Annotated in this window: 9 protein-coding genes and 1 pseudogene; 2 read left to right on the top strand and 8 right to left on the bottom strand. The window is 66.4% G+C overall.

All coding sequences use genetic code 11. The features are described from left to right. Window positions 1-1413: PE family protein (locus tag AWC27_RS12820; protein ID WP_085670827.1), on the bottom strand; the 1413-nt coding region annotated here is incomplete at its 3' end. Window positions 1414-1633: 220 nt separating this feature from the next. Between AWC27_RS12820 and AWC27_RS12815 the strand changes: the two genes are divergently transcribed. Both AWC27_RS12815 and AWC27_RS12810 read left to right on the top strand, forming a co-directional pair. Then, window positions 1634-3979: an APC family permease gene (locus AWC27_RS12815; RefSeq protein ID WP_425437480.1), complete on the top strand. Its 2346-nt coding sequence runs from the start codon at window positions 1634-1636 to the stop codon at window positions 3977-3979. A gap of 11 nt (window positions 3980-3990) precedes the next feature. Continuing rightward, entirely contained in the window at window positions 3991-5262 is a 1272-nt protein-coding gene (locus AWC27_RS12810) for an alpha/beta hydrolase (RefSeq protein WP_085670825.1), read from the top strand. Here the strand turns inward: AWC27_RS12810 and cysC are convergent. The 7 genes and pseudogenes from cysC to AWC27_RS12775 all read right to left on the bottom strand — a co-directional run bounded on the left by cysC (window position 5219) and on the right by AWC27_RS12775 (window position 10449). Further along, a complete protein-coding gene (gene cysC / locus AWC27_RS12805) occupies window positions 5219-7102 on the bottom strand; it encodes an adenylyl-sulfate kinase (RefSeq protein WP_085670824.1) in 1884 nt (627 codons plus the stop codon). The genes AWC27_RS12810 and cysC overlap by 44 nt on opposite strands. Further along, complete coding sequence (cysD, locus tag AWC27_RS12800) at window positions 7102-8019, bottom strand: sulfate adenylyltransferase subunit CysD (protein ID WP_085670823.1); 918 nt, start codon at window positions 8017-8019, stop codon at window positions 7102-7104. The genes cysC and cysD overlap by 1 nt, the downstream gene beginning before the upstream one ends. Next, entirely contained in the window at window positions 8016-8819 is an 804-nt protein-coding gene (stf0, locus tag AWC27_RS12795) for a trehalose 2-sulfotransferase (protein WP_085670822.1), read from the bottom strand. The genes cysD and stf0 overlap by 4 nt, the downstream gene beginning before the upstream one ends. Before the next feature lie 43 nt (window positions 8820-8862). Then, a complete protein-coding gene (locus tag AWC27_RS12790) occupies window positions 8863-9375 on the bottom strand; it encodes a DUF4232 domain-containing protein (RefSeq protein WP_085670821.1) in 513 nt (170 codons plus the stop codon). A gap of 49 nt (window positions 9376-9424) precedes the next feature. Then, window positions 9425-9686, bottom strand: a pseudogene (locus AWC27_RS32025) (HNH endonuclease signature motif containing protein); the annotation flags it as partial. Window positions 9687-9773: 87 nt separating this feature from the next. Further along, complete coding sequence (locus AWC27_RS12780; RefSeq protein WP_085670819.1) at window positions 9774-10085, bottom strand: hypothetical protein; 312 nt, start codon at window positions 10083-10085, stop codon at window positions 9774-9776. Window positions 10086-10191: 106 nt separating this feature from the next. Next, window positions 10192-10449: a hypothetical protein gene (locus AWC27_RS12775; protein WP_089024984.1), complete on the bottom strand. Its 258-nt coding sequence runs from the start codon at window positions 10447-10449 to the stop codon at window positions 10192-10194. Window positions 10450-11212: the final 763 nt, after the last annotated feature.

The following is an 11212-nucleotide window of genomic DNA, read 5'->3' as shown; positions in this document are numbered from 1 at the left end:
GCTGCCCCCCGCACCGCCGTCGCCGCCGTCGCCGCCGACGCCACCCAGGCCGTCGCCCAGCGCGCCGAAGGTTCTGCCGCTGCCGCCATTGCCGCCCGCCCCGCCGGCTGCGCCGTTGGCGCCGGTTCCGCCGTCGCCGCCCAGGCCGCCCGCTCCGCCCGCGCCGCCGTGGCCGAAGAAGAGGCCGCCGCGACCACCGGCACCCCCGTTTCCACCGTGGCCGCCGTCCTGGCCGGCCACGCCGCTACCGCCGACACCGCCGGTGCCGCCCGCTCCGCCATGGCCGTTAGATCCAAAGGCAGTGAGGTAGCCGCCGTCGCCGCCGTTGCCGCCGGCGCCGCCGGGCGCGCCGATTCCCCCAGCGCCGCCGGTGCCGCCGTTTCCGCCGACGCCGCCATCGCCGGTGAGATTACCGATGCCAGTCGGTCCGTTTCCGCCGGTACCGCCCGCGCCACCGTTGCCGCCGACGGCGCCGGCGCCGCCGGCCCCGCCGTTGCCGCCAGGGCCGCCGGCCGCTCCGGGCAGACTGATGTCCCGCGCCTGGCCGCCAGTGCCGCCGGCGCCTCCGGCGCCGCCCGGTGCACCCGCACCGCCGCTGCCGCCGTCGCCGCCCGCCTTACCCGCCGTCGGATCCACCTGGGCATTGCCGATAGTCCCGTTGGCGCCGGCGACGCCGGCGCCGCCGCTGCGTCCCGGGTCGACGCCGTCCAAGCCGTTGTCCCCGGCATTGGTGCCGCTGCCCGCCGAACCGGTGATGTGTGTGACGGGGTTGACGCCGTTGCCGCCGGGCAAGCCGTTTCCACCAAGTCCGCCCGCGCCGCCGGCACCGAACAACAAGCCGGCGTTACCACCGACACCGCCGTTGCCGCCGTTGCCGCCCGGGAACGCGGCGTTCCCGCCCATTCCGCCGGCGCCGCCGTTGCCGATCAGCAGGCCGCCGTCGCCGCCGCGGCCGCCGGCTTGGCCAAGCGCGCCGGCAGCGCCGTTACCGCCGTTACCGATCAACAGGCCGGCGTTGCCACCATTACCACCCGGCGTGCTGGCGTTGCTGCCATCGCCGATCAGCGGGCGGCCCAGCAGTGGTTGGGTGGACGTATTGGCGGCGTTGAGCAGGTCCTGGATGGCTGAGGCCCCGGTCGCCTCCGCACTGGCGTATGCGCTGGCGCCGGCGGCAAGGTTCTGCACGAACTGTTGATGGAACATCGCTGCCCGGGCGCTGAGCGCCTGATAGCTTTCCGCGTGCGAGCCGAACAAAGCGGCGATCGCCGCCGACACCTCATCCTCGGCAGCGGCAAGTACCTGGGTAGTCGGGTTGGCCGCGGCGAAATTCGCGGCGTTCACCGCCGAACCGATGCCCCCCAGATCGGATGCCACCGCGGTGATCATCTCTGGCAATGCGAACAGAAAAGACATCTCTCACCTTTGGAAACTGCCGACGATTTGGTTGCCACCCGAAGGGCTATCGGCCCACGATACATGATTCCGGAGCGATTGCTCCACGATTGGGAGCAATCGCTCCGAGTCTTCTAGCTGCGGAGATCCTACGGCGGCGGGAGCGCCGGGTGGGTATATCTCGGGGGCGTCCCGCGGCGGCGGTTGCCGCGGGTACTCGACCCAAGGTAAGGAAGTGGTCGTGACCTCGACTGGCAGTTCGGCCGGCAAGCTACGAATCCCGCTCACCATCGGAGATGTATGCAAACGGGTGTTCTTGGGAAAGCCTTTGGTTACCGAGGATCTGGCGGGCGAGCGTCTGTCCAATCCGGTTGCGCTGGGCGCGCTTTCGCCAGACGCGATCTCGTCCACCGCTTATGGCCCGGAACAGATCCTGATCGAATTGCTCCCGCATGCCGGCTTGGCGGCGTTCGCCTTGCTGCTACCCATCACCGGGGTCATCCTGTTGATCCTGGTACTCGTGGCGGCCTCGTATCGGCAGGTCGTGATGGCCTACACCCGGGCCGGCGGGTCCTACATCGTCGCGCGGGACAACTTCGGGCCGAGGGTTGCCCAGATCGCCGCCGCGGCACTGTTGATCGACTACGTCGTCACGGTGGCGGTGCAGTCGGCCGCCGGGACGGTGGCGGTGGTGTCGGCGCTGCCGATGCTGGGTCCCTACAGCCTGGAAATCACGGTGGGCGTGGTGATCGTCATCTGCTACGCGAATCTGCGGGGGATGAAGGAGGCCGGACCGCCCTTCGCGGCGGCGACCTATCTCTTCGCCACCATGATCGCTTTGACCATCGTGGTCGGAGTGCTTCGCCATCTCATCTGGGGCCTGCCCACCTATGACCCGGCGCAGTTGGCGGGGACGGTGCCGGTGCATCAGGGCAACGGGCTGGTCATGGGCGCCACGATCCTGGTGCTGCTGCGCGCGTTCGCCAACGGCGGTTCGTCGCTGACCGGGGTCGAAGCGATCTCCAACACCGTCGATGTCTTCCGAAAGCCGCAGGGCCGCAACGCCCGTCGCGTGCTCACCGCAATGGCCTGCATTCTGGGATTCCTGCTGGCCGGCGTCGCCTACCTGGCCTATGCCACCCACGCCACGCCGTATCTCACCGAATATCCCTCGGTGCTGTCCCAGATCGCGCGCATGGTCTTCGGCAACGGGACGGTAGGCAACATCTGCTTCTTCCTGGTCCAGGCATCGACGGCGGCAATCTTGTTCACGGGCGCCAACACCAGCTTCAACGGCTTCCCGGCCTTGGCCAGCTTCGTCGCCGAAGACCGTTTCCTGCCCCGGCAACTGACCAAGCGCGGCCATCGCCTGGTGTTCTCCAACGGGATCATCACGCTCACGGCGTTGTCGGTGGTGTTACTGGTGACCACCGGCGGCTCGGTCAACGCGCTGGTCCCGTTCTATGCGATCGGCGTGTTCACCGGCTTCTCGATGGCCGGATACGGCATGACCAAACATCATCTGACGCAGCGCGAACCCGGGTGGCGGCGGCGACTAGCCATCAATCTGTCGGCGGCCGTGCTGTCGACAATCGTGGTGGGCATCTTCGCGGTTGCCAAATTCACCGAGGGCGCATGGCTGGTGGTCGTCGTATTCCCCTTGCTGGTGTTCATCCTGATGCGCCTCAACCGCGAATACCGCGCCGAGGCCGCCATCCTGGAGATGTTTCGCACCGAGCGTCCCGAGTTGGTGAAGTACGCCCGCCACCGGGTCTTCATCTTCGCGTACTCGCTGGACCTCGCGGTGATTGAAGCGCTGCGGTACGGCAAGGGCCTGCGGGCCGACGAGCTCATCGCGGTGCATTTCATGGTTGACCCGGCGCATGCTGCGCAGTTGCGAACGCGTTGGGATGCTTTCGATCTCGATACGCCACTGCGTGTCGTGGATTGCCCGGACCGGCGGATCACCCGCGCCGCACAGATCCTGGTCGCCAAGGCGATCAAGGAACACCCGAATACGAATGTGACGGTGCTCCTGCCGCGCCGGACGTATGCGCCGCTGCTGGGACGCCTGCTGCATGACCGCACCGCGGACAAGATCGCCAGGGCGGTCAGCCTGCTGCCTGATGCGGCAGCGACGATCGTGCCCTACGACGTGCAGTCCCGGATCCAGGACGCCTACCCCGAGCGCCTCGAGCAACGGATCACCCGGGAACTCGACAAGCTCGAGACATGGGTCTTCCAGACCGACGCCGAGGCGGTGGACGCCTACGAGCACCCCGAGCGGCCGCAGTCGGTGATCACGGTGGCAGCGCTGATCCCCGGCCAGCGGGCCACCTTCGAGGGGCGGGTCAGTCAGGTCGAAGACGTCAGCGAGGGCCGGCGCACATCGCGATGGATTCTGGTCGGCGACGACAGCGGCGACATCGGGATCACGTTTCATCCCGGCCGCGGCGGCGCCGACATCCAGCCCGGTCAGCTGTTGCGCATCACCGGGAAGGCCCGCCAGCGTGGCAACCGTGCCATGACGATGGTCGATCCGACTTACCAGCTGGTCGAGGAGACCGTCAAGAACCCAGACAGTTAGATTGGTTAAGCATGAAGCGAGTAGCAACCGTATTGGTGTCCATCGCCGGGTTCGTGTTCGCCGCTAACGGCTATCGGCCGCTGGCCAAGCGCGGCTACCCGTCGCTGTACGCATTCGCTTCCGGTCTGTTCGCCTCGGAGCTGCCGCTGCAGACGCTGGCCGCTCATTTCACGGCCTTGGCCGCCCTGTCCCGGCGCTTGTCGCCGCGGGCGCGCCGATTCAGCTGGCTGGCATCGGCGCTGTCATGGGCGGGGCTGTTGGGTCTGCGGCATTCCGCTCACACCGCCGACCAGTCGCTGACGGCGGCGCTCGACGCCGGCCTGGGCGCGGACCGGCGCACCGATTCGGGCGATCTGTGGACGCGGCCCGCGTCCGGGGGCGCCACCGCGAAGAAGCCCGGTGTGGCCCGCATGATGCGGATCTACCGCGATTACGCACACGATGGCGACATCAGCTACGGCGAATGCGGATCCAGGAACCATCTCGACATCTGGCGCCGGCCTGACCTGGATCGCGACGGCCGCGCTCCGGTCCTGTTGCAGATTCCCGGCGGCGCTTGGATGGTGGGAAACAAACGCGGACAAGCGCATCCGCTGATGAGCCATCTGGCCGAGCTGGGTTGGGTCTGTGTGGCCATCAACTACCGGCTGAGTCCGCGTTCTACTTGGCCCGACCACATCGTCGACGTCAAGCGCGCCATCGCGTGGACCAAAGAGCACATCGCCGAGTATGGCGGTGACCCGGACTGGATCGCGATCACCGGGGGGTCGGCCGGTGGGCATCTGTCTTCCCTTGCCGCGCTTACCCCTAACGATCCGCGGTTCCAGCCGGGCTTCGAGGACGCCGACACCCGGGTGCACGCGGCCGTGCCCTTCTACGGGGTCTACGACTTCAGCCGGTCCGACGATTCGATGCATCCGCTGCTAGTCCCGGTGGTCGCGAAGAACGTATTCAAGTTGAGTCGCAACGAAATCGCCGAGCCGTTCCGGCTGGCGTCGCCGATCACGCACATTTCCCCCGATGCGCCACCTTTTTTCGTGCTGCACGGCGTGAACGATTCGCTGATTCCGGTCGAGCAGGCGCGCAGCTTCACCAAGCGACTCCGCGAAGTCAGCCGCCAGCCGGTCGTCTACGCAGAATTACCTTGCGCCCAACACGCTTTCGATATCTTCGGGTCGACTCGCGCGGCGCACACGGCAGTGGCTGTAGAGCAGTTCCTTGCAGAGGTCTACGCGTCGTTCAGTGACTCAGCCGCGGGCTGCGCTCGTCAACCAGCGCGATGACTTGTGCGGCGAGCTCATCGATGTCGGCGTCAGTGGTGTCCAGTACCAGATCCGGGTTATCGGGCGGTTCGTAGGGGGCGTCCACACCGGTCAGACCTTTGAGGCTGCCGCTGCGCGCCCGTGCGTACAGGCCTTTGGGATCGCGCCGTTCGCACTCCTGCACTGACGTGGAGACGTACACCTCGATGAAGGGGAGCTTGGCGGCGTCGTTGAGGGCGCGCGCGATCTCGCGGTCGGACTTGAGCGGCGATACCAGCGACGCCAGTGCCACCACGCCGGCGTCACCGAGCAGTCGCGTCAAATGCCCTACGCGCCTGATGTTTTCGGTGCGATCGCCGGGGGAGAAGCCCAGGTCGTCGGATAGGCCGTGGCGCAGGTTGTCGCCGTCGAGCAGGTAGGCTACCCGGCCCGATTCGACCAGCGCGCGTTCCACGGCGACGGCGATAGTGGACTTGCCGGACGCGGGCAGCCCGGTGAACCAGATCGTCGCCCCCGGTTGTCCGGTGGCCTGCCAGCGGTACTTTCGGTCGAGCGCCGACGGATGCCAGCGGATGTCGGTGCGGGGATGGGTGCCGGGCTTGATCTCGCGTGCCTCGAGGATGGCGCCGGCGCCGACGGTGTCGTTGCTGGTTTCGTCGATGAGGATGAAGGCGCCGGTGTCGCGGTTGTCGACGTAGTTGTCGGCGATCACCACCGAGCTGGTTCGCAGCGTCACCGTACCGATGTCGTTGAGCGCCAATTCAACTGGCCCATCCAGCTCGTCTAGTGTCTCGGGGTCCAGTCGGGTGTGCAGCTCCTGCACCGTGGCACGCACGGTCTTGGTGGTTTGTTTGAGCGCCAGCCGGTCACCGGCGCGCAGCGGGGTGTCGGAGAACCAGCACACCGTCGCGTCGATCTCGCGGGCCAGCACCGGCAGGGTCGCGTCGTCGGCGCCGCTGACCAGCACGTCGCCGCGGCCGACGTCGATGTCGTCGGCCAATTCGACGGATACCGAAAGCGGCGCGACGGCGGTGGTGCGGTCGTCGTCGAGGGTGTCCAGCGCGGTCACGGTGGACCGGGTGCCGGCCGGCAGGGAGACTACCGGATCGCCGACGCTCAGCGTCCCGGCGGCGAGGCGGCCGGTGTAGCGGCGGCGCACGTCTGCGGTGGGACGTGACACCCACTGCACCGGAAGTCGTAGCCGCGAAGCCTCGGCCTGCGGCGCCGCCAGTTCGACGGTCTCCAGATACTCCAGCAGGGTGGGGCCGGAGTACCAGGGGGTGCGCTCGGAGCGGTGCACGACGTTGTCGCCGTGTTTGGCCGCGATCGGAATCACCGTGATGTCCACGTCGCCGAGGCGGGCCGCCGTCTGCTGCAGCTGTTGGGCGACTTGGGCGAACGCGGTCTGGTCGAAGTCGACCAGGTCGATCTTGTTGACGGTGGCGACAAAATGCTTGACGCCCAATAGCTTTGCGATCCTGGCGTGCCTGCGGGTCTGACGCAACACCCCGGCGCGGGCGTCGACCAGCAGGATGGCCACGTGTGCATTGGAGGCGCCGGTGAACATGTTGCGGGTGTAGCGCTCGTGGCCGGGCGTATCCGCCAGGATGTAGCTGCGGGTCTCGGTGGAGAAGAATCGGTACGCGACGTCGATGGTGATACCTTGCTCGCGTTCGGCGCGCAGACCGTCCGACAAGGCTGCGAGATCGGCGATACCCGCTTCGTCGGTGACGGCTTCGAGGTGGTCCAGCGGCAGGCTGTCGGTGTCATGCAGCAGCCGGCCGATCAGGGTGCTCTTGCCGTCGTCCACCGAACCGGCGGTGGCGATGCGAAGCAGTTGACGCGTGATGGTGGCCGTCATCAGAAGTAGCCCTCTCGCTTGCGGTCTTCCATGGCGGCGGCTGAGGTGCGGTCGTCTGCGCGGGTTTCGCCGCGCTCGGACACCGTTGCCGCTGAGATTTCGGCAATGACGCGGGTGATGTCGGTTGCGGTGGAGCGCACCGCCCCGGTGATGGTCAGGTCGCCCACGGTGCGGTAGCGCACCCATTCCACGGCAGCGGTTTCGCCGTTCTGCGGTGCGGCGTACTCAGAGACGGCCAGCAGGATGCCGTCGCGGTGGAAGACCTCGCGCTCGTGGGCGTAGTAAATCGACGGTATTTCAAGGTCTTCCAGCTCGATGTAGCGCCAGACGTCGAGTTCGGTCCAGTTACTCAGCGGGAACACCCGGACCTGTTCGCCCTTCTTGATCTGGCCGTTGTAGAGCGACCACGGTTCAGGGCGCTGCGCGCGCGGATCCCACTGGCCGAACTCGTCGCGAAAGCTCAGGATCCGTTCTTTGGCGCGGGCGCGTTCCTCGTCGCGGCGAGCGCCGCCGAACGCCGCATCGAAGCCGCCTTCCTCCAGCGCGTCGAGCAGCGTGCGGGTCTGGGCGCGGTTGCGCGAGGCGCTGGGGCCAGGATCGGGGACTCGGCCCCGGTCGATGGATTCCTGGACCGATGCCACGATCAGCTTGTGGCCGTGGCCGGTGACCCTGCGGTCGCGGAACTCGATCACCTCGGGGAAGTTGTGCCCGGTGTCAACGTGCATGACCGGAAACGGCAACGGCAATGGCCGAAAAGCCTTCTCCGCCAGACGAAGTAACACGATCGAGTCTTTGCCGGCCGAAAACAGCAGCACCGGGCGCTCCAGTTCGGCGACGACTTCGCGAATGATGTGTACCGCTTCGGCTTCCAGCAGTCGCAGCTCATCGACGTGCAGGGTGCTTTGCGTGGTGGTCATGTCGGTAGCCCCTCTTTCTCCGCGTCGGCCCGGTAGCGGTCCACCCACTCGTCCGAGCGCTGATCGGCCTGCCGCTGCAGTACCGGTTCGGGTGCCAGCCTCGGGTCGAGGCCAAGCTGTTCGAGGATGTTGGCCACCACCTGAGTTAGGTTGCGCCACAACACCGGATAGGAAATTTCGATCGGTGTCACGTTCTCTTCGGCGAACCAGGCCTGCCAACCTTTTTCCTGGGCCCGCAGCATGCTGACCACATGCGCGATGGCCCCGGCGTGATAGGTGGCGCGCGCGTCGCGCACCGGGTCGGGCCTGCCGCGCCACACCCGGGTCTGCACCGCCCGCCAGAATGACACCGCCTGCGACACCACATCTGGGCGGTGGATATGAATGAGCAGCGGATCCTCGCCGACGACGTCGCGAATCGCGGCCAGCAGGCCTTCACCCGATCGCGTCGGCAATCCGGCGGCGCGGTCCAACAGCAGTGGGGTCTGGTTCCACATCAGTTTGCCGCCCCACACGCCGTTGGGTGTTCTACCGACGGTGCGGATGTAGTCGCGCCAGATCTCGGCCGGGGCCAGGTCCGGCTTGCCTTCGTCCAATGGGTCGAGCAGGCTCAGGATCGACTTGTCTTCGACATCGGCGAACCACTCTCTGGGCTGTGGGGACATGCTGGTCGTCGGCAGGTACTGAAAGAACTCCTGCGGCTCCCCGGCTACGCCGGTGGCTCGCAGCGACTCGACCAGCAATGTGCTGCCGCTGCGCTGCGAGGCGAGCACCAGGTATGACGAGGGATGATCGGCCACTCACGCAGCCTAACCGGCGGGAAACCCCGTGCAAGACTTTCGCTCAGGTCGGCTGCAGTGGTCCGATGTAGGTGCCGGGGTGTGTTGCGGCGTCCTGTCGTAACACGCTGGTGCCAGCGGGAATCCACGGCGTCTGCAGCTTGTGTTGCGGCGAGGTGTGTGGCGCGGTGACCGCAATGGTGGTGGGTACCCAGCCGTTGGGCGGTCCGGGCAGGAAGGTCAGGATGGCGCCGGCCGTGTCGCGCGGTGCGAGGGTGAGCGGTTGCGGATCGCCGGCTTGCTGTGGCAGGCGGTAGGTGGGGCCGAACATCGGGTCGTCGGGGCCGAGCAGATCGACGTCGGGATAGCCCTGCAGGGTGCAAGTCTGGGTGGAGACGTTGGTGAGTATCAGGGTCAGCTGACTTTGGGTGTCGGGGTCGGGCGCTGGCGGAGCGGTGGCGCTCAGGCTCATCGAATCGGGTGTGCACCAAGGCGTCGCCGCTGCCGTGCTAGCCGAGTGGATGGCGAGCGCGCCGAGCAGACAGGCGGCCGTTGCGCAACGCGTCAACGTCTTCATGCTGACCGAGCGTAGCCCGATTGGCCGCCGGTGGCGGAAGATCTTAGCGGCAGAATGGGCTGGTGCTTCGTGTGCATTTGAAGAGGAACAGCATGTCGCGCATGTGGTTTCGGAAGCGGCGGTCGGCGAGTTCGCGGTAGCGGCCGTGGGCCAGCCAGCGGTGGTCTTCTTTAATCGGGCGTTGTTCGCGGTTGTGGTTGCGGGCGTGGGTGATTCGGTTAGCCCGCTGGACGGATCGGTTGCGCCGGTAGGGCGTTGGCGGTGCGCACGGGGGTTTTTCGGCGCTGCCCGAAGAGGTCCATCCACCGTGGCGGCCGTCAAACCCCGCTCAACCGGCATAAGCATTTAAGGTTGGTCGCAAATCCGTAAGCAACGCCCGACAGGTGGGGCACTAACGCTCACCGGTTCCACTCCACTAGCTTCATCCGCACGTCGACACCTGGTCCGAGCTTCTGTTTGAGACCTTGCATAAAACCCCACTGATGCACCGCCTGGTCAGCCAACCGCCGACATAGCCGCTCCACTGCGTCGACCGGCTGGTTTTCGTAATCGATATCACCGCGCGCATCCAACGTGTCCGTCGCGGAAGCGACCGGTACCTCGTTCTCTAGCAGAAGCACCGCGAGCTGACGCTTGTCCACCAGCACCACCCACCGCATCTGTGGAGGCAGTTCGGGGAGCGTCGTTTCGTCCCTGGCTGCGTAGGTCATGTGCGTTCCTGCCCTAAGTCCCTTCAGTCCCACGCGGATACCCAGCCCGGCCGCGCCCCCAATGCCCGGTACGCGCCTGGTGCTGGCAACAGTCGGTGTCAAGCGATTACCGGTATATCGGCCACGTCTCTAAATATGCGTCAATTGCTCGTTCGATTTTCAACCCATAATCATTCGGAACCCAATCAGGTCCAAAGGTCTTCATCAAGGCGTCGGAAAGCACATCGATAACAGCGTCGCTCTGCTCGTTGGTCGGCTTCTCTGTGCGCCGAAGCTCGTCGAAGAGAGCGGGATTACGATTCTCTAATTCTTGCGCGATAACGGGACGATGCTCCGGTGAAATAGCATCGAGAACGTTGCTCACGGATTTCTCCATCCAGCCCGGCTATTCGCCCAAGCGGTTATCACTTGACCATCTTTGTTTAGGACCACTGTTGCGTCTTTCCCAACGTACACGTAAGCGCCTCTACCAAGCTCGTCCACTTTAAACCGGGGCGGCCCAACAGGATTCGCAACAGCGTCTTGCATTGCCTTGTCGCTGACGCCATGACCGCCGTCGCGTCCGGCGATCCTTCCTGCTCCATGACCGGTGATCCCGTTGATTCTGTTAGGCGGTGGGAATGGCGGTGTGTCCTGTGCTGGAGGAACTGGCTCTTGGCGTGAAGGCGCACCCGGTTGGTCTGGCGGGGGCTCGGAACCGGGTGTACCCGGCTGCGTGGGGGCTGGGGCGGGTTCGCCTTCTATGGGTATGCCTAAGTCGTTTAAGCGTGCCCGGATTGCGGCTTGGCGTTCGAGGAGAGGACCGCGCGCGGCAATGCAGGCGTTGTATTGGGCTGGCGGCAGCGGCCCGACGTTTTCGACGCCGCATCGGGCGTTCCACGCCCGTATCTCAGCGTCAACTTCGGCCCATTCTGCGATCGCCTGCTCGGCGCTCATGTCTTTAGGGTCGACCGGTATGGGTGGCGGGGTCGGGTCACGCGGTAGGGGGAAAGATGGTGCCGCCGGGGCCGGTACTAGCCCGGGCGGGCCGAAGCCCAGCATTTGGACACCGCTGTTGCCAGTCCCGGGTGTGGTAGTAGACGGGGCGGTAACGGCGGGGCCGGGGTCGAGTGTGACGGGTGCGGGGG

Source organism: Mycobacterium szulgai, from assembly GCF_002116635.1.
Taxonomy (GTDB): domain Bacteria; phylum Actinomycetota; class Actinomycetes; order Mycobacteriales; family Mycobacteriaceae; genus Mycobacterium; species Mycobacterium szulgai.
This window is presented reverse-complemented; position numbering and strand designations above follow the sequence as displayed.

Excerpts from the sequence above, each read along its gene's own strand:
- AWC27_RS12810 (WP_085670825.1), top strand. The coding sequence starts at position 3,991 with ATGAAGCGAGTAGCAACCGTATTGGTGTCCATCGCCGGGTTCGTGTTC.
- cysC (WP_085670824.1), bottom strand. The coding sequence starts at position 7,102 with ATGACGGCCACCATCACGCGTCAACTGCTTCGCATCGCCACCGCCGGT.
- cysD (WP_085670823.1), bottom strand. The coding sequence starts at position 8,019 with ATGACCACCACGCAAAGCACCCTGCACGTCGATGAGCTGCGACTGCTG.
- AWC27_RS12790 (WP_085670821.1), bottom strand. The coding sequence starts at position 9,375 with ATGAAGACGTTGACGCGTTGCGCAACGGCCGCCTGTCTGCTCGGCGCG.
- AWC27_RS12780 (WP_085670819.1), bottom strand. The coding sequence starts at position 10,085 with ATGACCTACGCAGCCAGGGACGAAACGACGCTCCCCGAACTGCCTCCA.